This window comes from Saccharibacillus brassicae, assembly GCF_006542275.1.
Classification (GTDB): domain Bacteria; phylum Bacillota; class Bacilli; order Paenibacillales; family Paenibacillaceae; genus Saccharibacillus; species Saccharibacillus brassicae.
In genome coordinates this window covers 2,339,857-2,366,416 of the sequence record NZ_CP041217.1, presented here as the reverse complement: position 1 = coordinate 2,366,416, position 26,560 = coordinate 2,339,857, and the positions used below count along the sequence as shown (strand labels likewise).

20 protein-coding genes are annotated in these 26,560 nt (G+C 62.5%); 16 read left to right on the top strand and 4 right to left on the bottom strand.

From position 1 onward, the window contains the following. Positions 1–48 precede the first annotated feature (48 nt). Complete coding sequence (locus tag FFV09_RS09845; RefSeq protein ID WP_141447674.1) at positions 49–429, top strand: nuclear transport factor 2 family protein; 381 nt, start codon at positions 49–51, stop codon at positions 427–429. A gap of 128 nt (positions 430–557) precedes the next feature. Here the strand turns inward: FFV09_RS09845 and FFV09_RS09840 are convergent, their stop codons facing one another. From FFV09_RS09840 to FFV09_RS09830, 3 genes are read right to left on the bottom strand one after another with little or no spacing between them, the layout of a single operon-like run. Continuing rightward, on the bottom strand, positions 558–1,460 hold the full coding sequence (locus FFV09_RS09840; RefSeq protein WP_141447673.1) for a carbohydrate ABC transporter permease: 903 nt from the start codon (positions 1,458–1,460) through the stop codon (positions 558–560). Between the two features lie 19 nt (positions 1,461–1,479). Then, positions 1,480–2,439, bottom strand: a complete 960-nt coding sequence (locus FFV09_RS09835; RefSeq protein ID WP_342782110.1) for an ABC transporter permease — start codon at positions 2,437–2,439, stop codon at positions 1,480–1,482. 53 nt (positions 2,440–2,492) lie between these two features. After that, on the bottom strand, positions 2,493–4,217 hold the full coding sequence (locus FFV09_RS09830) for an extracellular solute-binding protein (RefSeq protein WP_141450418.1): 1,725 nt from the start codon (positions 4,215–4,217) through the stop codon (positions 2,493–2,495). Positions 4,218–4,498: 281 nt separating this feature from the next. On the opposite strand from FFV09_RS09830, the gene FFV09_RS09825 reads away from it, so the two are divergent. From FFV09_RS09825 to FFV09_RS09795, 7 genes are all read left to right on the top strand, one after another. Then, positions 4,499–6,952: a carbohydrate-binding domain-containing protein gene (locus FFV09_RS09825; protein WP_141447671.1), complete on the top strand. Its 2,454-nt coding sequence runs from the start codon at positions 4,499–4,501 to the stop codon at positions 6,950–6,952. Positions 6,953–7,550: 598 nt separating this feature from the next. Then, positions 7,551–8,990, top strand: a complete 1,440-nt coding sequence (locus FFV09_RS09820; RefSeq protein WP_141447670.1) for an SWIM zinc finger family protein — start codon at positions 7,551–7,553, stop codon at positions 8,988–8,990. Between the two features lie 67 nt (positions 8,991–9,057). Further along, positions 9,058–10,899: a HEAT repeat domain-containing protein gene (locus FFV09_RS09815; RefSeq protein ID WP_141447669.1), complete on the top strand. Its 1,842-nt coding sequence runs from the start codon at positions 9,058–9,060 to the stop codon at positions 10,897–10,899. 75 nt (positions 10,900–10,974) lie between these two features. After that, a complete protein-coding gene (locus FFV09_RS09810; protein WP_141447668.1) occupies positions 10,975–12,078 on the top strand; it encodes an AAA family ATPase in 1,104 nt (367 codons plus the stop codon). Continuing rightward, on the top strand, positions 12,075–14,405 hold the full coding sequence (locus FFV09_RS09805; RefSeq protein ID WP_141447667.1) for a DUF5682 family protein: 2,331 nt from the start codon (positions 12,075–12,077) through the stop codon (positions 14,403–14,405). Before FFV09_RS09810 ends, FFV09_RS09805 begins: the two co-directional genes overlap by 4 nt. A 1-nt stretch (position 14,406) precedes the next feature. Further along, entirely contained in the window at positions 14,407–15,666 is a 1,260-nt protein-coding gene (locus tag FFV09_RS09800; RefSeq protein WP_425472289.1) for a VWA domain-containing protein, read from the top strand. A gap of 12 nt (positions 15,667–15,678) precedes the next feature. Continuing rightward, positions 15,679–17,547: a GNAT family N-acetyltransferase gene (locus FFV09_RS09795; RefSeq protein ID WP_141447666.1), complete on the top strand. Its 1,869-nt coding sequence runs from the start codon at positions 15,679–15,681 to the stop codon at positions 17,545–17,547. 220 nt (positions 17,548–17,767) lie between these two features. Here FFV09_RS09795 and FFV09_RS09790 read toward each other — a convergent pair whose 3' ends face one another. Further along, entirely contained in the window at positions 17,768–18,670 is a 903-nt protein-coding gene (locus FFV09_RS09790; RefSeq protein WP_141447665.1) for a diacylglycerol/lipid kinase family protein, read from the bottom strand. Positions 18,671–18,908: 238 nt separating this feature from the next. On the opposite strand from FFV09_RS09790, the gene FFV09_RS09785 reads away from it, so the two are divergent. The 8 genes from FFV09_RS09785 to FFV09_RS09750 all read left to right on the top strand — a co-directional run bounded on the left by FFV09_RS09785 (position 18,909) and on the right by FFV09_RS09750 (position 26,539). After that, positions 18,909–20,159, top strand: coding sequence for a Zn-dependent hydrolase (locus FFV09_RS09785; protein ID WP_141447664.1), 1,251 nt, complete (start codon positions 18,909–18,911; stop codon positions 20,157–20,159). Between the two features lie 140 nt (positions 20,160–20,299). Then, positions 20,300–20,644, top strand: a complete 345-nt coding sequence (locus tag FFV09_RS09780; protein WP_141447663.1) for a zinc ribbon domain-containing protein YjdM — start codon at positions 20,300–20,302, stop codon at positions 20,642–20,644. A 25-nt stretch (positions 20,645–20,669) separates the two neighbouring features. Beyond that, positions 20,670–21,599, top strand: a complete 930-nt coding sequence (locus tag FFV09_RS09775; RefSeq protein WP_141447662.1) for a pentapeptide repeat-containing protein — start codon at positions 20,670–20,672, stop codon at positions 21,597–21,599. Between the two features lie 46 nt (positions 21,600–21,645). Continuing rightward, complete coding sequence (locus FFV09_RS09770; protein WP_141447661.1) at positions 21,646–22,101, top strand: GNAT family N-acetyltransferase; 456 nt, start codon at positions 21,646–21,648, stop codon at positions 22,099–22,101. After that, positions 22,098–23,072, top strand: a complete 975-nt coding sequence (locus FFV09_RS09765; protein WP_141447660.1) for an aldo/keto reductase — start codon at positions 22,098–22,100, stop codon at positions 23,070–23,072. Before FFV09_RS09770 ends, FFV09_RS09765 begins: the two co-directional genes overlap by 4 nt. Before the next feature lie 51 nt (positions 23,073–23,123). Continuing rightward, complete coding sequence (locus tag FFV09_RS09760; RefSeq protein WP_141447659.1) at positions 23,124–24,293, top strand: glycerate kinase; 1,170 nt, start codon at positions 23,124–23,126, stop codon at positions 24,291–24,293. Positions 24,294–24,660: 367 nt separating this feature from the next. Further along, positions 24,661–25,848, top strand: a complete 1,188-nt coding sequence (locus FFV09_RS09755) for a glycosyltransferase family 4 protein (RefSeq protein WP_141447658.1) — start codon at positions 24,661–24,663, stop codon at positions 25,846–25,848. 91 nt (positions 25,849–25,939) lie between these two features. Continuing rightward, complete coding sequence (locus FFV09_RS09750) at positions 25,940–26,539, top strand: TVP38/TMEM64 family protein (RefSeq protein ID WP_141447657.1); 600 nt, start codon at positions 25,940–25,942, stop codon at positions 26,537–26,539. Positions 26,540–26,560: the final 21 nt, after the last annotated feature.

Below are 26,560 nucleotides of genomic sequence, written 5' to 3'. Positions count from 1 at the left end.
GCCAAGCCAACTCGTCCCGTCCTATCCGCTTCGCCAGGAGGATCACCCATGGAAACCGTACCTTTATTGAATACTTATTTTCGCCTGTTCGACGCGGCGCGCACCGACGAGTCGGCGATGCAGGATCTGCTCTCGCTGTTCGTTCCCGATGCGGAGATCGTGCTGAACGGCAGCAGCCGTACCGGATTCGAAGACTTCGTGCGAGCGTTCTATGCCTACAACAGCGACGTGAAGCATATGTGGGAAGCGTGGGAACGCCAGCCCGACGGAAGCTACCGCACGAACTGGGCCGTATGCGGACATTCCGCCGAAGGCAAAGTCTACGCCAAGACGGGAATCGACATCGCCCGCCTGAACGAGCAGGGCAAGATCGTCTATCTGGAAAATGTGCCAACCGACAAAGAAGCTTTCGGACGCTACAACGATTAAGCCGGACCTCGGATCGGACTTTCCGCGACGCGAAAAAGCGCCTTTTTTCCCTGCCGGGAGAAAAGGCGCTTTTTGCTGCGGCGTTCGGGTTCGGACCGGCTTTTTTGGCTTGGAATTTTGCCTGGAAGCTAGCCTTTGATCGACCCCACGTATACGCCTTTGACGAAATATTTTTGCAGGAACGGGTATACGAGCAGGATCGGGAGTGTCGAGACGACGATCGTACAGTATTTGACCAACTCGCGGTGGGCGGTGGCGCTGCCCGCGCTGTCGATCACCACGCCGCCGGAGCTGCCCATGGTAGCCGCGCTCGTGTCGTTGGCGACGAGAATCTCCTTCAATAGAAGCTGGAGCGGGAATTTGTCCCGGTCCTGCAGCAGCACCATCGCGTTGAACCAGGAGTTCCAGTTGCCGACGAGATAGTAGAGGAAGATGACGGCAAGCGTCGCTTTGGACAGCGGAACGATGATGCTCAGCAGAATACGCATGGAGCTTGCCCCGTCGATCGTCGCCGCTTCTTCCAGTTCCTGCGGCAGCGCCTGGAAGCCGGTGCGCAGGATGATCATGTTCCACGTATTGATCGCGCCCGGCAGCACCATCGCCCAGACATTGTTGTACAGGCCGATGTCTTTCATCAGCAGGAACCACGGGATCAGTCCGCCGCCGAAGAACATGGTGATCGTGATCAGGATCATGATGTATTTTTTGAAAAACAGATCCCGCCGGGACAGCACGTAGGCGCCCATGATCGTCATGACCATGTTGATCGCCGTGCCGAGTCCGACGTACAGCAGCGTATTGGCGTAGCCGACGAGCAGGGCGTTGTCGCGGAAGATCAGCTTGTAGCCGTCCAGCGTAAAGCCGAGCGGGGCGAGCAGCAGTCCTTTGTGGGCAACCAGCCGCGCCGGATCGCTCATCGAAGCGAACAGGATATGCACGATCGGATACAGGCAGACGAGCGTCAGCGCGGCGAGCAGCAGATAGATCGCCGCGTCGATCAGCCGGTTGCCCAGCGATTTGTATTGGACCATGTTGCGTATACGCTCCTTTCTACCACAGGCTGACTTCGGATTTGCGTCTGGCGATACTGTTCGTCATCCAGAGCAGGCCGAAGTTAATGAGAGCGCTGAACAATCCGACGGCCGTCGAATAGCTCAGGCTGGCTTCGCGCAGGCCGCGTCTATAGACGTAAGACCCGATCACATCCGCCGTGTCGTAAGTGAGCGGATTATAGAGCAGGATAATTTTTTCGTAACCGGAAGCCATCAGACCGCCGACCGCGAAAATGAACAGGATAACGATGGTCGGCGTGATTTGCGGCAGCGTGACATGCCACATTTTGCGCAGTCGGCTCGCTCCGTCCATATCCGCCGCTTCATACAGCGACGTGTCGATCGAGCCCATCGCGGCAAGGTAGATGATACTTTCCCAACCGATGCTCTGCCAGATGCCCGAGAACACGTACAGCGGCCGGAACATCGAAGAGTAGCCGAGCAGGGAAGTATACTCTTTGCCCGTGATCCACTGAAGCGCCTGCGTAATGATGCCTTGGTCGGCAGTGAAAATATGGATCATGCCGGCCACGACGACGAGTGAAATAAAATGCGGCATGTAGGTGATCGTCTGCACGGTGCGTTTGAACATTTTGCTGCGGATTTCGTTCAGCAGCAGCGCCAGAATAATCGGGGCGGTGAAGCCGAACGCGATGCCCCACAGATTCAGCAGCAGCGTATTTTTGACGACCCGCCAAAAATACGGACCCTGGAAAAAGTCGATAAAATGCTTCATGCCGACCCAGGGACTTTCGGAAAATCCGAGCAGCGGCTTGTAGTCCTTGAATGCGATCAGCAGACCCCACATCGGCCCGTAGCAGAACACGATGAACCAGATCAGGACGGGAATGACAAGCAGATAGGGGAACCAATTTTTGCGCACGTCTTTTTTGATCAGCGCCGCGGTTCGGGGGCGTTCGGACACCGCCGAGCCGCGCGTCTTTTTGTTTTTTTGCAGCGTAAGCACCCGGTCGTTCACCTCCCTGTAAATTCATGCGAGGCCGTCCCCGCTTAACGTTGGTTGTAGCGGTCGAGCGCGGCCTGATGCAGGGCGACGAATTCTTCGAGACCCATCTTCTGCGCTTCCTGCAGGAACTTGTCGTACGCGTCTACCGGCAGCTCGCCCATGATGATCTTGGCGTAGTATTCGCTTCGCAGCGTCGCCAATTGGTTGCCGAGCTCGGCTTCGCGCGACGCTTCTTCCTGGGTAAACGTGATCGGAGGCATCGTCATGCTCGCGTCCATCTCTTCCGTCCACGTTTTGCGGATATCGCCGGAGTAGCTGCCTTCGGCCACGATCAGCGGGTTGGAATTATGCTCGTCGCGGATATTTGCCCAGTCGTGCACCCGGTATTTGTGCAGCGTCGTCGCAACCGGCTGTCCGTCCGGGTCTTTGTAAATGTAGCTTTCCGCCGGGAAGTACGGTTTGCCGTCTTTGTCGATCAGATGCACCTTGCCGTATTCGCCGTAGTTGAACACTTCCCAGCCTTTTTTGCTGTAGCCGAAGTCCAGAAACGCCATCGCCGCTTCGACGTTCTCCGCCTGCGTCGTAATCGCGGCGCTCGTACCGGCCCGCATAAAGTTTTTGTAGCTGACCTGAGGCTTATCGCCTTCGTTCAGCACCGGATTCGGCGCGCCGACGAAGTCGATATCGTTCTGCTGCTTCCAGTAGCTCCACATCGTATCCGGGGAGTCCATCATGATCGCGGTCTTGTCGGAGATCGCGGTCGCCATGCGCTGGTTGAAGTCCGCCGTCGCCCAGTCGCGGTTGAGCAGTCCTTCCTTGTTCCAATCCTGCATCGTCTTGAGATACTCTTTGGCTTTGGGCTGGGCCGGTCCCCATTGGACTTTGCCGTCCGCGTCCATGAACGTCCAGTCCCAGACTCCGTAAGCGCCGTTGATAATACCGGTGAAAATCTGTCCGTACGACGAGCCGTAGTTGAGCGGTTCGGTGTAGCCGACTTCTTTGGCTTTGGTGAGGAACGTGTGCCATTCGTCGATCGTGGTCGGTACTTCGAGACCCGTCTTCTCCAGCGCTTCCTTCTTGATCAGCGGACCGAACCACATCCACTCGGAATAAGGCGCGATGCCGTAGAAGCCGAGCAGTCTGCCGCTGTCGGTAACGGTCGTTTTGCGGCGCATTTCGTCGGAGTTGCGCCAGGCGTTGTAGTTCGGCGCATTTTTCTCGATCAGATCGGTGAGGTCGATAAAGGCGCCGTCGTTCAGACCCGCTTCGAGCCCGCCCGGATATCGGCCCGGATCGATAATGATGTCCGGCAGCTCGCCCGACGAGATCATCAGCGTGAACGCATCCGCTTCCTGTCCGACCGGCGGCGTGATGAAATTGACTTTGATGCCGGTGAGCTTCTGCACCTGCTTCTGCACAAGCTGAGTGTTCATGTCCGGGATTTCGGCGGGGGCCGCCATCCATACGTCCAGCGTCACGTCGCCTTCGACCGGATAAGCGGAATAGTCGTTCGGGATGGGCTGATCGAAAATGTCGCCGAGATATGTATCGTTGAGCGTGCCGTTCACTTCGTCGATTTGCTGCTGCGTCGGTTTTTCGTTGCCCCGGATATCGCTGCCGATATCGGTAAAAGCGACCTGTTCCTGCTTGACGGTCGTCTCGCTGTCCGTGGTCGAAGCTTCTTCGGTCTTTGCGCCGCTGCATGCCGTCGAGACGGCAAGCGTGGAGACGGCGGCCAACAGAGCCGCACGTTTGGCGAATGTACGCATATTCATCTTAATCCCCCCTGATCGGTAACTTTGATGTTCCCCTAAATGGTAGCGCTTACAAATAGTGGATTCAATAGACGGATTTTTGGTCTTAGCGACGTATTTTTTGATGTTTGGGTTTCTTTTTCGGCATGTGGCAGGTCGGGCAGACGAAACAGGTTCAGAAGTATTCGTCCGTTTAAGATTCGCTAAAGCTTCGGGGCTTAGGATAAAGGCAGTCGCAACGACGCTTGCCCGCGCACACCACGCACCCAAACCCAACCCGAAGGGAACGATCATAGATGAAAAAAACGACCAAGATCGAGAAAACGAAAAGATTCCAGGCGAAAAAACGGACCGGCCTCGTCCTTTTCCTCGGCGCCCTGCTGACCTTGTCGGCGTGCAGTTCGGCAGCGGACACGGCGGAGACGGCCGCGGCGACTACGACGGCGTCCGCGTCCGGCACACAGACGGCGAACTCGACCACAACCGCCGCGACCGCGACGACCGTCCCGGCTTCCGTTAACCCGAGCGGCCGGACGACAGCCGATCTCGTCACGCTGGACGACGAAGATTACGCCGCGGAAGCTTCGGCGGACGCGACGACGATCGCGCTCGGCGGAAGCGGCGCTTCGATCGACGGAAGCGGCGCCGAGGCGGCGGACGGATCGGTGACGATTACCGCGGCCGGCACGTACGTCCTGAGCGGGACGCTGGGCGACGGGCAGATCGTCGTGGATACGGCGGATGCCGATCCCGTGCACTTGATCCTGAACGGCGTCGATCTGACGGATCAAGACAGTGCTCCGATCTACGTCAAATCGGCCGGGAAAGTGATTCTGACGCTTGCCGCAGGCACGGTCAACACGGTGACAGACGGCCAGACGTATGCGTTGAACGCGGACGGGGAGCCGAGTGCGGCCATTTTCAGCAAAGCCGATCTGACGATTAACGGAACCGGCAGCCTGACCGTCACGGCCAACTACAAAGACGGCATCACGAGCAAAGACGATCTCAATATCGTCAGCGGCACGATCGACGTCAAAGCGGCGGACGACGGACTGGTCGGCAAAGACCGCGTGTATGTCGAAGACGGCACGATCGGTATCGACGCGGCCGGCGACGGCATCAAATCGACGAACGACGAAGACGCGGAAAAAGGATTCGTGGCGATCCGGGGCGGCACATTCGGGATTACGGCGGGCCAGGACGGCATCCAGGGCGAAACGGACGTCGTCGTGGACGGCGGCACGTTCAACCTCGTGACCGGCGGCGGCCACGAAAACGGGCCGGAGCACACCGAAGAAATGGGCGGCGGCTTCGGAGGAGGCGGCTTCGGCGGCGGCCAGCGTCCGGAAGGCGGCATGCGCGGTCCGGGCGGAACCGGCGATCCGGGAACCGGACAGGGACCGTCCGTGGACGGCAGCGGAGCCGCTTCGGGCACGGCGAATACCGGCGCTGCGGCGTCGGACGGCCCTCCGGCGCTGCCGGACGGCGCCCAGCCCGAAGACGGCGGAACGCCTCCCGCCCTGCCGGGCGGCGCTTCGGATACAGCGGCGGCCGAATCCGGCAGCGATTCTTCCGCGGCGTCCGGCACGTCGGCTGCGGCGGCCGAGACCGAGACCGAATCCGGCAGCATGAAAGGCATCAAAGCCGGGACGACGCTGATCGTGAACGGCGGTACGATCGTCGTCGACTCGGCGGACGACGCGCTGCACAGCAACGGCGACGTCGAAGTGACAGGCGGCGACCTGCAAATCTCGACCGGCGACGACGCGCTGCACGGCGAGACGAACCTGACGATCGCGGCCGGCAAGGTCGACGTCAAGACGAGCTACGAAGGGCTGGAAGCCGAACAGATCTCGATCGCCGGCGGCGAGATCAACGTCGTCGCGACCGACGACGGGGTCAATGCGTCGGAAGCTTCGGCGGCGGTCGAGGCGGGGACAGGGTCGGCGGCAGAGGCGGACGCGGCGGCAGGCACGCCGGAGACAGGGACGACAGGAGCCGAGACGAACGCGGCCGATTCGGCGACGGAACAGGCGACGACGACAGTTGCGAAAGCGGAGGTCGGAACGACGGCATCCGGTGCGGCGACGGGCAAAGCGACGACAGCGGTCGTCGCGGCTTCGGGGTCCGCGAATGAGGCGGCTGCGGACGCGAGCGCCGATTCGGCGACGGCTTCCGCGACCGATACGGCGGCGCGCGGCGGCTTCGGCGGCGGCATGGGAGGGATGGGCGCGGGCAGTGCCCAATTGACCATCAGCGGCGGCACGCTGACCGTCGACGCGGAAGGCGACGGCCTCGATGCCAACGGATCGATCGCGATGACGGGCGGCACGGTGACCGTGTACGGTCCGACGGGCGACGGCAACGGTGCGCTCGACTACGACGGCACGTTCGACATTAGCGGCGGCACGCTGATCACGGCCGGCAGCGCCGGCATGGCGCAGGCTCCGAGCGAACAATCGGCGCAGCTCTCCGTCGCGATGACGTTCACGGACACGCAGGAAGCCGGCACGCGGGTCGATCTCAAGAACGACGAAGGCGCCGTCGTGGCGACCGTCACGCCGACCAAAGCGTTCCGCACCGTCGTATTCAGCTCGGCTGATCTGCAGAACGGCGGCACGTATACGGTGGCGGCCGGTCAAGCCGACGTCGTGACCTTCACCGTCTCGGGCAGCGTGACAACGTGGGTAGACGAGTCCGGCATCACAACCGGGAACACCGGCGGAATGGGCGGAGGCAGACGGTAAACCGACTCATGGCAAAATGAACATTCACTCCGATCCGGAGGCCCGCCAGCCTCCGGATCGGTTTTTTTGTATGGAGATGACGCGGATCGGACAGCTTCGGGTCTGCGTTTGTGCCTATAGCTGTACCTGTACCTGTGCTTGGCGCAAACTTGGGGCATCCTATCGAACCTGTCGCGGGGCGCGCCGGATTAACGTCCTGAAGACACTTATTTTTGCGAAAATACTGCCAAAAGCGCAAATAACGGCACAGATCCATTTATTTTGCGGAAAAAAGGGGATTTCGGCTTCGAAGCGCGGAAATAGCTGCTTCTACGCCGTTATTCGGCTCGTCGCGGACCGGCGTAAGGGAGTAAGTGCCCTCTTGCCGTTATTTATACGAAAAAAGGACGACTGGACGGAACAATCGCGCGCCATTTGAATTCCGGCGGAAAGCGTGCTATATTTTACGAAAATAAGAACATGCGTTCTTTTTCGTCTGGAAAATCCCGCCAGGACGAACGTCCAGGGTCGAAAGTCCGATGCCGCATGCCCGAGTGAGATTTGCGCGGGAATCACGTATAATGCTAACCAACCAAAGATTAGCGAGGAGGCGCTTGATTTGCTACAATTGACTGCATCCCATATCGATTCGCTCGCCCCGAACGCTGCCGCGGCCAAGAACGGCCGCGGGCTCGTTCAGAAGAACAAGTTCGTCAAGCTCAACGTATCCGCGGAAGGCGACCTGCTGTTCGGCGAATGTTCCGGCAGCGGCAAGTCCAACTACGTCTGTTCCGTCGACTTCGTCACTCCCGACAATCCGGTGTCCCGCTGCAGCTGCCCGAGCCGGCAGTTTCCGTGCAAGCACGCGCTGGGCCTTATGTACGCTTACGCGGACGGCCTGAAGTTCGAGCAGGCGTCCGTGCCGGAAGACATTTCGTCGAAGAGAGACAAGGCCGGCAAGCGCGAAGAGAACAAGGCCAAGCGCGACAGCGGCGAACTTCCGCCCGCCAAGCCGAAGAAAGTGAACAAGGCCGCGCTCAAGAAGAAGATCGGGCAGCAGCTTGAAGCGCTGGACGAACTGGAGAAATTGTCGCTGTCGCTCGTGCGCGGCGGGCTGGGCACGGCGAACGCGAAGACGGTCAAAGACCTGAACGACCATGCCAAGCGGCTCGGCAGCAGTTATTTGACCGGAGCGGAGAACGAGCTTCGCCGCCTGGCCCTGCTGCTGGAGCAGGAAGATCGCGAGAGCGGGTATACATACGCGGCCGAGCAGCTGACGCTGCTGAACGCTTTTATCAAGAAAGGCCGCTCCTACCTGCAGGCGAAGCAGGAAGATCCGGAACTGTCGCCGGATGCGGAATCGACGATCGAGGAATGGCTGGGCCATGCCTGGCAGCTGTCCGAGCTGAAGGAAGCGGGACGGGTCAGCGAGAACGTCCAACTGCTGCAGCTCGCGTTCTACAGCTACCGGGACGAAGCGCGCAAAGAATTCGTCGATACCGGCTTCTGGCTGGAACTCGGCGAGAGCCGGATTCACCGCACGGTGCAGTACCGCCCGTTCAAAGCGGTCAAGTTCATGAAGGAAGAAGACAGCTTTTTCAGCGTCGCGCAGATCAATGAGCTGTACCGGTATCCGGGCGGCCTGAACGCCCGCGTGCGCTTCGAGGGCATGCTGCCGCGGCAGACGTCTTCCGCCGATTTCGAATCGATTCGATCCGCCGCTTCGACTTCGATCGCGGACGCGGTGAAGGCCGTCAAGAACCAGCTCAAGGACCCGCTGGCCGACCGCGCGCCGGTCGTTCTGCTGCAAGCGGCCCGGATCGCGCAGACCGAGAGCGGGGCTTTCGCGCTGGTCGACGAATCCGGCGGCACGCTGGAACTCGGCGACATTTACCGGCTTCCGCAGCCGACCACGCCCCTGCTGTCGCTCGTCGATCCCGCGCTGCTGGAAGACACCGACGTGCTGGCGATGTTCGAGCACCGGATGGACACGGGAAGACTCGTCGCCCAGCCGCTCACGCTGATCAAGGGCGAGCGGATCACGCGGCTGTTGTATTGAGCGGAACGCCGTCGAAGACAGAGCCCGGATTCCGGGACGAATCGAACAGAATCGGGAGGAGAAGCCAATGAGTACGACTTTGTTGCAGGAACTCCAGGGCGAACTGCGCCGCCTGTATATCGCGGGCAGCGACCTGGCGGCGGACGATTTCCGCCTGAAACGGATCGAACCGAAGCTTGCGCAGCTCGGAGAGCGGGCGCCGGTGTTCAAGAAGCTGGCCGAAGGCATCGCGGAATTGACGGGACCGTCCGAAGCGGAAGCGCGCGCTTCCAGGCTGCAGGACGTGTCGCTGCTGCTGAATTCGGTGCTGTCGACGCAGGGCGCGACGGCACCGGGCGGCGACATGTCGGCCGAGAAGCCGGCGGACAGCGGCCTGACCGATTTGACGACGTCCCGCTCGTACCGCCAGCTGGCGGAAGTGCAGAACGCGCTGTCCACTTCGGGCGGAGGACGCTACGAGATCGTAACGACGGCCCATCGGGACGGCTTGTTCCGCGATCTGCGCCTGTTCCCGTTCGCGATGAAGGCGCTGAACGATCCGTACGCGGAACTGGCCGATTACGCCGTCCGATATATCCTGCCTTCCTACGGAAGGGTCATCGTGCCGTACCTGCTGGCGGACCTGAACCTTCAGGGCGGACGCGAAGAAGAACGCCGCCTTGAAGTCGTGCGGACGCTTGGCGTCGATGCCGGCGACAAGCGTTCGCTTGCGCGGCTCGTGCAGGCGGCGGAAGAAGGCTCGGACAAAGTCCGCGCGGCGGCAATATCCTGCCTCGGCACGCATCCGGACTTCGAAAACCGCCTGATCGAATGGTCGCTCGACAAGAAGAAGCCGGTGCGCGAAGGCGCGCTTGCCGCGCTTGCCGTACGCAATTCGGCGGACGCCCGCGAACGGCTGTACGACGCGTTCGTCGGCAAGGACGCGATTCCGGCCGCGCAGGCGATCGGGGCCGCTCCGGCGGAAGAGATGCTTGCGCGCATCATCCCGCTGTACGCGGAGCGGCTGCGCGAAGAGTATGCGGGCGAAGAAGACCGCAAAAGCAAAGACAAGCTGTGGAGCGCGCTGGAACCGTTCACGATCGCGTTTCGGAATGCGGAGCACCCGCAACTGGAACGGCTGTACCTGGATTTCTGCGGACATCCGAACGCTTATCCGGCGCTCGGCCGGCTGGATTACGCGGAACGGTTCCGCGTCCTGAGCCAGGCGGCCCGCTATCTGGAAAATACGGACACCGAAGAAGCGCTCGAAGTGCTGTACGCGCTCGAAGAGCAGAGTCCCGATTTTCTGCCGTATGCATTCCATGCGACGAAGCGCCGCCGTTCGCCGGCCGAACTGTACGACCGTTACGCCGGTTCGGGCCGGGGCAGGCTGCGCGAAGCCGTATCCAAAAAAGCGCAGGCGATCCAGAAGAAGCTGATCGAGACGCTGCACGGAGAGATCCACGTGTACGACAATTACGTCCGGCGGCGTCTGCCGCAGGACGTCATCGAGACGCAGTGGGACCCGCGTTGGCTCGATTGGACGATCGACCGGGGCGATCTGGAACTGGTATCGGGCTTTGCCGCTCCCGGCAATCCGAGACTGCTGCCGTTTTTGAGAAAACAGGTCGAGAAAAACGCCAGCCCTTATTACGAGAATTACATTTTCAGCGCGCTCGACGCGGGCGATTACGACGAAGATACGAAGTACGGACTGCTCATGAGCTGGATGGAAAATAAGGACTGGAAAAAAATCTACAGCATCTATCCGGACGAGATCGAGCGTTTGACGGGCATCCCGGACCGGTTTGCCGCGGACGCCGCCGACCGTCTGGAGCCGCTGATCGCGAACGCGAGGTTCGAGAGCCTCAAGGAAACGATGCAGGAAGTCGTCCATTCGCTTCGCCGGCGGGCCGCCGGCGCGGAGTAAAGGCGGCGAAGCCGCGATCGGATCACCGCACGGATCACCGCAATCCCATCTTGCAGTCGAGAGGAGAATGAACAAATGGCAGCAGCGAAGAAGCAAGAGCAGGAGGCTATGCGCCTACCGGCGGAAGTGTTGTACCAGGAAGAGATCGAGGCGCTGCAAAAAGCGGACAAAGGGGCGGTCCCGCCGGGTTGGCAGATGTCGCCGCGTTCCGTGTTGACGTTTCTGACCGGCGGCACGGCCGGAAAGCTGGACATCACGCCCAAATACATAGGCAACCGGCGTCTGGTCGAGATGGCGATCGCCACGCTCGTTACGGACCGTGCGCTGATGCTGATCGGCGAGCCGGGCACCGCCAAGTCCTGGCTGTCCGAGAACCTGACCGCCGCCGTCAGCGGCAACTCGGGCCTTGTCGTGCAGGGAACGGCCGGCACGAGCGAAGAACATGTCCGCTATTCGTGGAATTACGCGATGCTGCTGGCCAACGGCCCGACGCCGGAAGCGCTCGTGCGGAGCCCGATCATGCGCGCGATGGAAGGCGGCAGCGTCGCCCGGTTCGAAGAGATTTCGCGCTGCGCGTCGGAAGTGCAGGACGCGTTGATCTCGATTTTGTCCGAGAAGACCGTCTCGGTACCCGAACTCGGCAGCGAGACGAGCGCCCGCAAAGGCTTCTCGATTATCGCCACGGCGAACACGCGCGACCGCGGCGTGAACGAAATGTCCGCCGCCCTCAAGCGGCGCTTCAACATTATCGTTCTGCCCGCGCCGTCGGATCTGGAGACGGAACTGTCGATCGTCAAGAAGCGGGTCGGCGAGATTGCCGCTTCCTACCAGCTGCACGCTTCGCCTCCGGCCGACGAGGCGCTGCTCAAGGTCGTGACGATCTTCCGCGAGCTGCGCAGCGGCATGACGCTCGACCGCAAGGAGAAGCTCAAATCGCCCGGCGGCGTCATCTCGACGGCCGAAGCGATTTCGCTGCTGACGAACAGCATGGCGCTTGCGGCAAGTTTCGGCAGCGGCGAGATGACCGACGAGGATCTGGCGGCCGGCCTGCAGGGCGCGATCGTCAAGGACGATGACAAGGACAAGCTCGTCTGGAAAGAATACCTGGACAACGTCATGAAGAAACGGGGATCGGAGTGGCGCGGACTGTATCAAGCGTGCAGGGAGATGAACGAGTGAAGACGGCGGCCGACGTCACCGTCTCCGTATTCGGCGTCCGGCACCTGTCCCCCGGCGGTGCCCGCCATCTGCTGCAATATCTGGACGCGGTCCGGCCGACGGCGGTGCTGATCGAAGGCCCGTCCGATGCGACTCCCCTGATCCGCGATCTCGTCGATCCGTCGACCGTTCCGCCGGTCGCCATTCTGGCTTTTACCGACGAGATGCCTGTGCGCACGGCGCTGTGGCCGTTCGCCGTCTATTCGCCGGAGCTTCAGGCGATGCGCTGGGCCGCGAAGAACGGCGCCCTGTGCGAACTGATCGACCTGCCGGCCGGGTCGGCGCTGGCGCTGCAGGATCTGCGGCGCGGCGGCGAAGATCTGCCCGGTCGGCCGCAGGGCGAAGAAGAGCCGGAAGCCGCGGTGGCGGGGCGTTCGGTGTACGAACGCATCGCCGACCTGGCGGACGAGCACGACTACGAGACGTACTGGGAACGTCATTACGAGCACAACGCGAATCCGGATGCCTACCGGGATTCGATCCTGGCCTTTTCGGCCGAGATGCGATCGCTCGGCGAAGACCGCGAGCAGTCCGAGCAGCCGCAGGAACACGCGTATAATCACGTCCGCGAAGCGTATATGCGGCGGCAGATTCTGAACGTCGTTGAAGCGGGGCACGATCCCGCCAAAGTCGTAGTCGTCTGCGGCGCCTACCATGCGGCGGCGCTGGAGCATCCGGCCGGCGGCGCCATGAGCGACGCGGAACTTGCGGCGATGCCGCTGCGCGGTTCGAAGCTGACGCTGATGCCGTATTCGTATTACCGGCTCTCCAGCCTGTCGGGCTACGGCGCGGGGAACCGCGCTCCGCATTACTACCAGCTGATGTGGGACGCGATGGAGGCCGGGCGGCCGGACGAGCTGCCGCGCGTCTATCTGTCAACGGCGGCGCGCAGCCTGCGCGAGGCCGGCACGCACCGTTCGACGGCGGAAGTCATCGAAGCGGTGCGGCTGGCCGAAGGGCTGGCTTCGCTGCACGGCGGCAGCGCGCCGACGCTGCTGGAACTGCGCGACGCGGCGCAGACGCTGCTCGGCCGCGGCGAGCTGTCGGTCGTGGCCGAAGCGCTGGCCCGGGTCGAGATCGGCACCCGGATCGGCAGCCTGGCCGAAGGCGTCAGCCAGACGCCGCTGCAGGACGACCTGAACCGCGAGTTGAAGCGGCTCAAGTTGACCAAATACAAGACCGCGGTCGCGGCCGATCTGTCGCTCGATCTGCGCGAGAACCGGCGCGTCTCGTCTCCCGAAGCCGCTTTTCTCGACCTGAACCGCTCCTTCCTGTTCCATCGCCTGGAATTGCTGGACATTCCGTTCGTCCGCGCAAAATCCGCGGGCGCGGATCGGGCGATCTGGGCCGAAGACTGGATTATCCAGTGGACGCCGGAAGCCGAGATCCGGGTCGTCGAATCGACCCTGCTCGGCGAGACGATCGAGATCGCCTGCGCGTATCGGCTGCGCGAACGGCTGGAAGCCTGCACTTCCATTTCGGAAGCTTCGAAGCTGATCGAAGCCGCCGTCCGCTGCGGCATGACCGCGCAGATGGAAGACGGGCGCCGCGTGCTGCAAGCGCTGGCGGCGGATAGCCGCGACGTGGCCCAGATCGCGGCGGCGGCTTCGCGGCTGTCCGGCATTATCGCCTACGGCGATATTCGCCGCGCGGACACGGCGCCGCTCGTGCCGCTGCTGACGCAGCTGTTCTATCGCGGCTGCCTCTATCTGACCGACGCCGCCAACTGCAGCGACGAAGCGGCTTACGGCATCGTGTCCGCGATGGGCAGCCTGAACCAGATTGCGCAGGAACACGACGACGTCGTCGACGTGCCGCTCTGGACGGCGGAGCTGTCCGGGCTGTCGGAGCGCGACGACCGCAATCCGAAGCTGTCCGGCTTCTCCTGCGCGCTGCTGCTGGAACGCGGGGAGATGGACGCGGAGAAGTGCGCCGCCGAAGTGTCGCGGCGGCTGTCGCCGGGCATTCCGTCCGAGCTTGGCGCGGGCTGGTTCGAAGGACTGTCCATGCGCAACCGCTATGCGCTGCTGTCGCGCATGAGCCTGTGGCAACAGTTGAACGATTATATCCATTCGCTCGACGACGAAGAATTCAAGCGCGCGCTCGTGTTCCTGCGCCGGGCGTTCAGTTCGTTCTCGGCGCACGAGAAGACGATGATCGCCGAGACGCTGGGCGAGCTGTGGGGCGTGAACGCGGAGCAGGCCGCGGAAATTCTGACCGGGGATCTGAAGGAGGAAGAGGACAAGATGCTGGATGAATTGAACGATTTCGACTTTGGGGACTTTTAGTATGGGGAACATGGCGGATAAGGAAAACGGCAGCGGGCGGAACGAGCCGGACTTGGCGGCGCAGCAGAAGCAGCACGCGGTGTCCCGCTGGCGGTTGATTCTGGGCGAAGCGGCCCAGAAGCAGCTGGAAGGCATGAACGGACCCGGCGGCCTGCATTTGACGGAGGAAGAAGCGATCATGGACGCGGCGTTGGCGGCGATCTACGACGACACGACGGACGGAGCGCCGTCGGCCGGCGGTTCGGGCGGACGCGCGGCGGGCGGCGGACGAGGTTCCGTCAATCTGTCGCGCTGGCTCGGCGACGTGCGCAGCCTGTTCTCGGAAGACGTCGTCTCGATCATCCAGAACGACGCGATCGAGCGGCGCGGCTGGAAGCAGCTGCTGTTCGAGCCGGAGCTGCTCGCCTCGGTCAAGCCGGATATCCAGATGGTCGGAACGCTGATGGCGCTCAAAGGCAAAATTCCCGAGAAAACCAAAGAAACGGCCCGCATGCTCGTCAAAGCGGTCGTGGACGACCTCATGTCCCGCATGAAGGAAGACATGCAGCGGGCCGTGACCGGCGCGCTGAACAAGCGCCAGCATACGCCGCTGCCTTCGCTCAGCGGACTGGACTGGAAGCGGACGATCCAGCGCAACCTGAAGCATTACGATACCGAGCGGAAGATTCTGATTCCCGAACGGTTCTACTACTTCGACCGGGCTCGGCGCAGCAAGGAATGGACCGTCATTCTCGACATCGACCAGAGCGGTTCCATGGCCGAATCGGTCATCTGGGCTTCGGTGACAGGCGCGGTCTTCGCCAGCATGCCGGCGCTGGATACGCGCGTCGTCGTGTTCGATACGGAAGTCGTCGACCTGACCGAGCAGTGCGCCGACGATCCCGTCGACATGCTGTTCGGCATTCAGCTCGGCGGCGGAACCGACATCAACAAGTCGGTCGCCTACTGCGAGAACTTCATCGAAGATCCGAAGAAGACGCTGTTCATCATGGTGACCGACCTGTACGAAGGCGGCAACCAGTCGGCGCTCGTGCGCCGGATGCGCGAGATGCGCGAATCGGGCGTACGGACGCTCTGTTTGCTGGCGCTCTCCGACAGCGGCCGCCCGTTCTATGACGAGCGGCTGGCCCGGCAGCTGGCGAGAGACGGCACGCCGTGCTTTGCCTGCACGCCGGCCATGCTGCCCGAACTCGTGGCGGGTGCGCTGCAGGGACAGGACATGAGCGCGCTGGCCAAAAAGCTGACGCCGGAAAAAGGCTGAGGAGGCGTTAAGATGGCCAAGTTGCCCGAACTGATCATCCGGCGCCCGGTTCCCGGCGATATCGCTTCGGCCGGCCAGGTGTTCGAATCGGCGATCGCGGACGCTTTTGCACGCGAAGGATTGAATGACGTACCCGAAGAAATCGAAGACGAAATTTCGCATAAAAAAAGACTGTTGTCGGAAGCGTTGGGTCAAGAGGCTGCGGACCCAGCGGCACCGGAACGACAGGCGGCGGAACCCGCGCCGGCGGACCAAGCGCCGCCGAAACGGCGGTCGGAGTCCGCGAGCCCCGGCGGCATCAGCCGGGATTCCGGCGCCTTGCCGCCGGCCGAACTGCCGGGCGCTCCGGGCAGCCTCTCTCCGCCCTTCTTCCTCGTCGCCGAACACGGCGGCGAGGTCGTCGGCACGATTTCGTTCGGTCCCTGCGGCGAGAACATTCGCGAATGTGCCGAAGGGCGGCTGAACGAAGTAGGAGAGCTCGGCAGCCTGTATGTCCGGCCGGACCTGCAGGATCGCGGCATCGGTTCGGCGCTGATCGCAGCGATGACGGAGGAACTGCGCCGCCGCGGCATTCGCCGATTCTGCCTCGACAGCGGATACGCCCGGGCGCAGGCACGCTGGACGCGCAAGTTCGGCCCGCCGCATATCGTCGCCGCGGATTATTGGGGGCCGGGGATGCCGCATAAGCTCTGGCTGTGCACGGTGACGCCCGCCGCCGATTACGACAAGTCGAGAGCAGCCCTGCTCAAGGAAGCGGAGGCGTATATCGGGAAGTATCGCCAGTATGCTTTTTTCCGCGAACCGGATACGCCGCAGGAACTGGAATCGCTCAAAATCATGCAGCCGCGCTACCTGTCCACGTATGAACCTTTGCGGGAATTTCCGCGGCTGGAACGGCTGGAATTCGGCACGACCGATTCGAAGATGACGATCCCTGACCTGTCGGGAATCGAAGCGGCGGCCGGGCTGAAGCAGCTTGCTTTTGTCTCGAAAACGACGGTGAAGCGCGGGATCGAAGCGATCGCCGGGCTGCGCCGGCTGGACACGCTGCATCTGGCGGAGCTGGCGCAGGCCATTCCGCCGAATCTGCTGTCTTCGCTGCACGGATTGCGGAAGCTCAGCTTGTCGCGCTTGAATTACGAGAGCCCGACGGCACTGCCGCCGGCGCTTGAGAAATTGCAGCTGCAATTTAACGAATTGCAGCGGATTCCCGACTATGACCGGGCGCCGACGGTGCGCGAATTGTCGCTCGGAGCGATCACCTGCGGCCTTGAAGACCTCGATTCGCTGTCGGTCTTCCCGAATGTCGAACAGGTGCGGCTGATATCGCCCAAGTCGCTGAACGATCTTTCGCAGGCCGCCCGCCTTCTCCGGCTGCGGGTGCTCGACGCCAATTTCTGCATGGCTGCGGATCTTGGCGGGTTCCATGCGCATCCGGCTATCGAGGAGCTGAGGCTGCGGGGTTCGGGAGTCGTCAGTTTGCGGGAGATGGGCATCTGCCCGGCGCTGCATACGCTCTACGTGGAGAAGTCGAAGCTGGCGTCGATCGAAGGCATTCGCGAGCAGTTTCCGAAGCTTGAACATTTGTGGATCTGGGGCACGAAGGTCAAAGACCTGCGTCCGCTCGCCGGCATGAGCCGGTTGAACAACCTCGACGTCACGATGCTCAAGCCCAGGACGTGGGACTTTCTGCCGACGCTGATCGGGCTGGAACGGCTTGATCTGTCCAAAACGTCTTTTGCCGATCCGGGGCTGCTGCTTGAACTTCCGGCGCTCAAATGGGTGCGGTTGTCCGGCAGCCAGGCGCAGTCGGGCACGCAGGAATGGCTGGAGCTGGAGCGGCTGATGCAGGCGCGCGGCGGAGAGTTGGTACACCGCTGACTGCCTGCATCCTGCGCGGCGAGTGCCTGTCCGAACGGCCACTCCGGAAGGGCGGCCAGAGCGGAGACAGGGAACCGTCGAACGCTGACCGGGAGGTCCGGTACTCAAGGGCATATCGCCGAAAAACAAAAAAAGGCGACCCTGACGGGCGCCTTTTTGCATCTTTTTGCATATCGAATACGTTCGCCGACTTGCGTCTGTCCGTGGTAGGCGGATAGAATCAAGCGATCTCCGCGTCTTCCGGCACGATGACCTGAACATGCGAAGGCAGGATGTGCATCTCGATCGGCAGCGCCGGTCCGGGTTCGCCGTCGACGTTCGTCTTGACCGGCTCCGTGGAGGAGACGCTGACGCGTTTGGTCGTGAAGTATTCCACGTCCTTATGCGCTTTGAGATTGCCGAGCAGCAGCGAGACGCCCGCTGTCAGCGTGTTGAAGATGTTCAGATCGTGCAGAATGAAGCAGTGCAGCAGTCCGTCGTCGACGGAAGCGTCCGGCGCCAGATTCTCGAAGCCGCCGACCGAGTTGGTCAGCGCGGCGATGAAGATCGGCGCGTCGCCTTCCCACGTTCCGCCGTCGTGCGTGATCCGCAGCGGCGAGACCGAATTGCCGAGCAGCTCTTTGGCGCCCTGCTTGAAGTAAGCGAACGCGCCGAGCTTCGACTTCTCTTCGGACGTGACGGACGACAGCGCGTCGGCAAGCGATCCGGCCGCGACCACGTTCGCGAACAGCTGGTCGTTGATCCGGGCCATATCGACCTGGCGCAGCCGCGTCGAGCTTAACGTACGGATAGCCTGGTCGGGATCGAGCGGAATATGGAGCGCCCGGGCAAAATCGTTCACGGTGCCGAGCGGAATGACGCCGAGCTTCGGACGATGCGGCTGATCGAGCAGCCCGTTGATCGTCTCGTGCAGCGTGCCGTCCCCGCCGACGGAGACGACGAGGTCGAACTTGTCCTGGCAGGCGGATACGCAGAATTTGGTAGCATCCAGCTCCTGCGTCGTTTCTTTGATGACGACGTCATAGCCGATTTCTTCGCGCAGCGCGTCTTCGACTTTGCGTACGTATTCAAGCGCCTTCTCTTTGCCTGAAGACGGATTCATTATAATCATGGCCTGCTTCACGAAGCAGCTCCCCCGTTCTGATATGGAATAGGCTTGCACTTTTTCTTTACCCAGAAAACGGGCGATCGTCTCCATTTTTGGAGACGCGGAAGCGCGATATTTCGGCAAGACGCCAGGTATGGCTGTCCAAGGCTTCGCCAAGACGTCGAAGAGAACGGACAAAAGATCGGTTATAATGAACGGAGTTCATAAAATGCCCGGGTATCACCCTGCCCAAGGGCCGAAGGAGAGAGCGGTAATGAGCGAGCAGAAAAGGCCCGCGGACGATCTGAAGCTGCGCATCGAGCGCCATATCGAAGCGATCGGCGCATTTACGTCCACGCCGGGCCGCGGCACGACGCGCCTGACTTACAGCGAGCAGGACCGGCAGGCGCGGACGTATATCAAGCAGGTGATGGCCGAATACGGGCTTCAGGTGCGGGAAGACGGGTTCGGCAATATTTTCGGCAAACAAGAAGGAACGATCGAAGGCGCGCCGAGCGTGCTGATCGGATCGCATTTCGATTCGGTGCCCAATGGGGGTTCGTACGACGGTCCGGCGGGCGTGATCGCGGGGCTCGAAGTCGCGCGGCTGTTCCGGGAAAACGGGCTGACGCCCAAATATCCGCTTGAAGCGATCGCGATGATCGAAGAGGAAGGCGGCCGGTTCATCGGAGGGCTGCTCGGTTCGCGCGCCATGCTCGGCGCCATCTCGCGCGAGGAGTTCGCCAATACGAAAGACAAGGACGGCATCACGACGATCGAAGCGATGCAGGCAATCGGACTGGACCCGGAGCTGCCGGGCAAGCGGGACGCGCAGAGCCTCAAAGCGTTCCTTGAGCTGCATATCGAGCAGGGGCCGATCCTGGAAGAAGAAGGTCTTCCGATCGGCATCGTCGAAGCGATCGTCGGCCTGACGCAGATTCAGGTCACGGTGCGCGGCAGTGCCGGCCATGCCGGTACGATGCCGATGGAACGCCGCGCCGACGCGCTGGTCGCCGCTGCGAAGATCGTGGCCCGGCTGCCGGAACTCGCGCTGGAGCAGGGCGGCGGGACAGTCGCGACGATCGGTCGGCTGAACGTTTTTCCAAACGGGGCGAACGTTATTCCCAATCGGGTCGTGTTCACGGCCGACCTGCGCGCGGGACGCGAAGAAGACGTGCTGGGCATGCTTGAAAAAGCGGAAGCGCTGGCGCGTTCGGTGGCGGGCGGCGGGATCGAGGTCGATATCGAGCGCCAGCTGTATATCCAGCCCAAGCGCATGAGCGGCAAAGTGCGGGAGCTGCTGGAAAAAGGCAGTGAATCGCTCGGCATCCCTTATCGCGCGCTCAACAGCGGGGCGGGACATGACGCGATGATCTTTTCCGATTACACCGACGTGGGCATGCTGTTCGTGCCGAGCCGCGGCGGACTCAGCCACTGCCCGGAAGAATGGTCGGATGCGGCGGATATCGCGCGTGCGGTCGAAATCTTGTATGAGGCGGCCAAAGCGCTGACGGAAGCCGATTAGAAGAAAGCTTGGGCCGTCCTTCGCCCCGAAGCCGATCCGGGTGTCGCCGAATGTTCGGTTTTGCGGGTTGTGGAGAAGCGGCCGCCTGTGGCACCATGAAGAGAAGAGAACGAACGCGAGAGAAAAGAGGAATAAAACCGATGAATGAACTGCCCAACTGCCCGGCCTGCAATTCCGCATACACGTACGAGGACGGCAATCTGCTCGTCTGTCCGGAATGCGCGCACGAATGGACGCCGGGAGCGGAAGCGCCGAGCGGCGCGGAAGCGGAGAAGAAAGTGCGCGACGCCAACGGCAACGAACTGCGCGACGGCGATTCCGTCACCGTGATCAAAGACCTCAAGGTCAAAGGAAGTTCGTCCACCCTCAAGATCGGCACCAAAGTCAAAAATATCCGGCTGGTCGACGGCGATCACGATATCGACTGCAAGATCGACGGCTTCGGCGCGATGAAGCTGAAGTCGGAGTTCGTGCGCAAAGCCTAAAAAAGCATTCGGAGGACTGACAACGATGACACAGAAATTCGACGATCCGCTGCCTGAACCGGGGGCTTACCGCGCACGCTTCAGAGGCGACTGCGAGAACTGCTTCGGCTTGTGCTGCGCGGCGCTGCCTTTTGCGGCCTCGGTCGATTTTGCGATCGACAAAGCGGCCGGCGAGCCCTGCCGCAACCTGCGCGACGATTTTCGCTGCGGCATTCATACGAAGCTGCGCGGCAGCGGATTTCGCGGCTGCACCGTCTACGACTGCTTCGGCGCGGGCCAGAAAGTGTCGCAGCAGACGTTCGGCGGCGTGAATTGGCGCGAGCGGCCGGAGACGGCGCGCGCCATGTTCGAAGTGCTGCCGATCGTCTGGCAGCTGCACGAGCTGATGCTGTACCTGACCGAGCTGCTCGGCCGCTCCGCGGCCTCGAAGCTCCATCCGCAGCTGGGCGAGGCGCTCGCGGAGATCGAGCGCCTCACGCAGCTTGAACCCGACGCTCTCCTGAAGCTGAGCGTCTCCGCGCAGCGCGCGGAAGTGAACGGGCTGCTGCTCGAAGGCAGCGAGCTCGTTCGGGCCGAAGCGCTGCGCCGCAAGGCTGCGCGCGGCGAAGAGCCGGCGCGCGGGCGGCAGCACCCGCGCGGGGGCAAGGCCGGCCGCCGGGGCCGCAGGCCGGCTATCGGCCGCGGCGCGGACCTCGTGGGCGCCGATCTGCGCGGCGAGGACCTGCGCGCCGCGAATCTGCGAGGCGCCTACCTGATCGCCGCGAACCTCAGCGGCGCGGACCTGCGCGAAGCGGACCTGATCGGCGCGGATTTCCGCGACGCCGATCTGCGGGGCGCCGACCTGACCGGCGCCCTGTTCCTGACGCAGGTCCAGTTGAACGCGGCCCGGGGGGACGCGTCGACGACCCTGCCGCCGGGCCTTGAGCGCCCGGACCACTGGACGGCGGCGGGCTGAACGCCTGCCGCTTGCCGCGAATCGACGAGAGAAGGAGGCAGGCCCGATGAACGGAATGAAGTTAACGCCGGCCCACGCTTCGGACGTGGAGCGGTTGGCCGAACTGCGCGCGGAAGCGCTGCATGAATCGTTGACGCGGCTGGGCCGCTATGACGAGCAGGGCGTACGCGAGAGATTCCGCCGTTCGTTCGTGCCGGAGCATACGAAGATCGTGGAACAAGGCGGCGAATTTGCCGGCTGCGTGGCTCTGCGGCCGGAGCCGGAGGGCTACTGGCTGGAGCATTTCTATCTGCGGGGCGGCAGCCGCGGCAGCGGTCTCGGCACGCGGGTGCTGCATGCCGTTCTGGGCGAAGAGCGGGATCGGCGCCTGCCGGTGCGGCTTAACGTGCTGCAGGGCAGCGCGGCCCGCCGCCTGTACGAACGTTTCGGCTTCGAGACCGAAAGCGAAGACGAGATCGACGTCTACCTGATCTTGCATCCCCGAGCGGAGGTGGAAGCATGAAGCTGAATCGGCTCGGCCGCAGCGGTCTGTACGTCTCGGAACTCGGGCTCGGCACCAACGCGTTCGGCAAGCGCGCCGACGAAGAGACGTCGATCCGCGTCATCCATGCGGCGCTGGACGGCGGGATCAACTTTCTCGATACGGCCAATATTTATGCCGGCACGGAATCGGAACGCATCATCGGCAGGGCGCTTGAAGGACGCCGCGACCAGGTCGTGCTCACGACCAAAGCCGGCCTGCCGCGCGGCGAAGGCCCGAACGAGCGCGGTTCGTCGCGCCGCCATCTGCAAAGGGAACTGGAAGACAGCCTCCGGCGCCTGCGCACCGATCATATCGACTTGTACCAGATCCATACGTTCGACCCGGATACGCCGCTCGAAGAGACGCTGCGCGCGCTGGACGACTTCGTCTCCTCCGGCAAAGTGCGCTACGTCGGCGCTTCGAATTATGCCGCGTGGGAATTCATGAAGGCGCTCGGCATCAGCGAGCGGGAAGGCTTCGTCCGCTACATATCGAGCCAGACGAGCTATTCGCTGGCGGACCGTACGCCGGAGCGCGAACTGATCCCGATGTGTCTCGATCAGGGCGTGGGCGTCATTCCGTATTTCCCGCTTGCGGGCGGCATTCTGAGCGGCAAATACGGCGAAGGTACGCCGGCTCCGGCCGGTTCCCGTGCCGAGACCGATCCCAATTTCCGGCGCTTTCTGCACGAACGGTATGTGCGGTTGGGGCGCGACGTGTCCGCGCTTGCGGCGGAAGCGTCGACTACGCCGAGCACGCTGTCGCTATCGTGGCTGCTGCGCCGCCCGGCCGTCTCGACCGTGATCGTCGGCGCGACGCGTCCGCAGCAGGTGGAAGACAATCTGGAGAGCGTCCGGCTGCAGCCGGACGCGGAGCTGCTGGCGAAGCTCGACGAGATCAGCGAGCCGTTCCGCTCCGGCGAACCGTTCGCGGTCTACCGCCTGAACTGACCGGTATCCCCGGCATGACCGAATTCAGGATCGAGAACGGAGCGTGATTCCATGCACGGCCATACGTTTCTGCTTGCGCCGGATTCTTTTAAGGGAAGCATGACAGCCAAAGAAGTCTGCCTCGCGATGGAGACGGGGCTGCGCCGGGTCTACCCGGACGCCCGCTATATCCACCTTCCGATGGCGGACGGCGGCGAAGGCACGGTGCAGTCGCTGGTCGACGCGTCGGGCGGCACGCTGCACGAGCGGGAAGTGACGGGTCCGCTCGGTGCGCCGGTGACGGCAAGCTTTGGCCTGCTCGGCGACGGGCAGACGGCGGCGATCGAGATGGCGTCGGCAAGCGGGATTCATTTTGTCGACGAGCATACGAAAAATCCGCTCATCGCGACCAGTTACGGCACGGGCGAACTGATCCGCGCCTGTCTGGACTTCGGCGTGCGGAAGATTCTGATCGGCCTCGGCGGCAGCGCCACCAACGACGGGGGAGCGGGCATGGCCGAAGCGCTCGGCGTGAAATTTCGGGATGCGAACGGGCAGGAGCTTCGCCGCGGCGGCGGCGGTCTGGCCGAGCTGCGGTCGATCGATACGTCGGGACTCGATCCCCGGCTCGGGCAGGTCGAAATCGTCGTCGCCTGCGACGTGACTAATCCGCTGTGCGGCGCGCAGGGCGCTTCGCATGTGTTCGGCCCGCAAAAAGGCGCCACGCCGGGTATGGTCAAGACGCTCGACGCCAATCTGTCCCGTTACGCCGACGTGATCGCGCAGCAGCTTGGCCGCGACGTCCGCGACGTGCCGGGAGCGGGCGCGGCCGGCGGCCTCGGCGCGGGACTGCTCGCGTTCACCCGGTCCGAGCTGCGCCGCGGCGTCGACATCGTGCTCGATTATAACCGGTTCGAGCGCCAAGCGGCTGAAGCCGATCTCGTGTTCACCGGCGAAGGCGGGATCGATGTCCAGACCCGATTCGGCAAAACGCCGTACGGCGTCGCCCGGGCTTCCCGCCGGGCCGGCAAAAAAGTGATCGCGATCGCCGGCTTCGTCGGCGACGGGATCGAGAGCCTGTACGACGAAGGGATCGACGCGGTGTTCGGCATCGTGCCGGGCGCCGCGCGGCTGCCCGACCTGCTGGCCGCCGGCCCGGAGAACGTGGCCCGGACGTGCGAGAACATCGCGCGGGTGCTGAAGCTCTCCGGTTGGAACAGTCGGCAGGAGCCGCCGATTTAACGCAAAAGCCGAAGCCGGCCGCTTCGGCCTTTTCGCATGGAATCGGTTCGTTCGTGAAGCCTTCGCGTAACGGGTATACTTGTTTTTGGAAGAGGCGTCCCGACTATTTATGTCCTCGCGCGCGATTGGGCGAAACGCCGAGCGCGGGAGCACGTAATCCCCATAGACACTCCCGCGCGGCATTCGATGCAGGGCCTGGATCGTTCCCCGGCGTCCATGAAGCAGCGGCACGATCCAAAGCGGAAGTTTGTTAACAATTGTTTAGCATTGTTTAATCTGCAATTCGAATGTATTTTAAACATAGAGCTTACAATAACAGAATCCGCATTCCCACCGATCAAAATTCTATCGAAATCGAGGGACAGGTATGAAAATTTTGATTACGACCGAATGTTACCGACCGATCATCAACGGCGTCGTTACCTCGGTGGTCAATTTGCAAAACGAACTGGAGAAGAACGGGCACGAGGTTCGCATCCTGACCCTGTCGCCGGACGGCCGTTCGTTCACCGAAGGCGGCGTCACCCATATCGGCTCCGTGGGCGCGCTCTACCCGGGCGTTCGCACGGCGCTGCGCGTACATCGAAGAGAGCTGCGCGAGCTGCTCGACTGGAAACCGGACGTTATTCATTCGCAGTGCGAATTCAGTACGTTCCGCATGGCCAGATACATAGCGGGAGCGCTGAAGATCCCGATCGTTCATACGTACCATACGGTGTACGAAGACTACACCCATTATTTCTCGCCCAGCCGCACGTGGGGACGCGCGGCGGTCGCGCTGTTTACCCGCCGCACGCTGAAGCATGTGGAGAGCGTCGTCGCCCCTACGCAGAAAGTCCGCAGTCTACTGGAAAGTTACGGCGTGCCCGGCGATATCCAGGTCGTGCCGACCGGCGTGGACCTGAGCCAGTTTCAGGCCGAACTGCCTGCGGAACGTCGCCTGCTTCTTAGAAAAAGCCTCGGTCTGTCCGAAGAAGATCGGGTACTGGTGTCTGTCGGACGGTTAGCCAAAGAGAAAAATCTCGAAGAAATCCTGCGCTTCGTCTCGCGCTGTCCCCATCCGCGGCTGAAGCTGCTGATCGTCGGGGACGGCCCGAACCGGCAGGCGCTGGAACGGCGCGCGGACGAGCTCGGCTTGCGCGAGCGGATCGTGTTCGCGGGCATGGTCCAGCCGGAACAAGTCGCGAATTATTACAAGCTGGGCGACCTGTTCGTCAGCGCTTCGAACAGCGAGACGCAGGGCTTGACCTACATCGAAGCGATGGCTTCCGGCGTGCCGGTGCTGTGCCGCCGGGATGACTGCCTCAACGGCGTCGTCGACAGCGGCGTCAACGGTTGGCAGTACGAGACGTTCGAGCAGTTCGAAGCGTCGCTCGCGACGGCGCTCGATCGGCCGGGACTGCTGGCGGAGCTCGGCGAGAACGCCCGCAAGCTTGCGCTGGAACGCTACTCGTCTTCCGCTTTCGGCGACAGCGCGGAGCAGATCTATCTCCGGGCTGCCGCGAGTTACAGCCCGGCGGCCGGCCGGGCGCCTCTGATGGCGGCTCTCAAATAAAGGCCATCCAAGCCTTGGCAGGCGGACAGCCCAACAGCCGGATCACCCGGCGGCTTACGGATTCCATACTGACAGATCGGAGGGAACGATTTTGAAGTCTTCCTCGATGCGCTACATGATGAACGCCACGACCGCCGCGGGCCTGGCCGCCTGCGCGGCCTGCATCGTTTACGGATTCTATGCGGGCTTATTCAGTTCCCAGGCTTCGCTGGAAGCTTTTCTGACGGGGTTTGGCGTCTGGGCTCCGCTGATCTTCGTCGTCTTCCAGGCCGTGCAGGTCGTCATCCCGATTCTGCCCGGCGGTATCGGCTGCGTCGGCGGCATTCTGATCTTTGGGCCGCTGGCCGGATTCCTCTACAATTACGTCGGCATCTGCCTCGGCTCGCTTGCGGCGTTCCTGCTGGCGCGAAGATACGGCCGCCCGATTCTGGACAGCATGTTCAGTCCGAAGCTGCTCGCCAAATACAAACACTGGACGGAAGGCCGGCGCTTCAATAATTTGTTCGCCGTCGGCATCTTCATGCCGGTTGCGCCGGACGATTTCCTCTGCTACCTTGCCGGAACGACGAAGATGACGCTGCGCCGCTTCACGACGATTATCCTGCTCGGCAAGCCGCTGGCGATCGCCGCCTACAGCTTCGGCCTGAGCGCGGCGATTACGTGGGCCGCCGGATTGTTCGGGATGGCTTGAACGTGAAGAAGGGAAGGACAA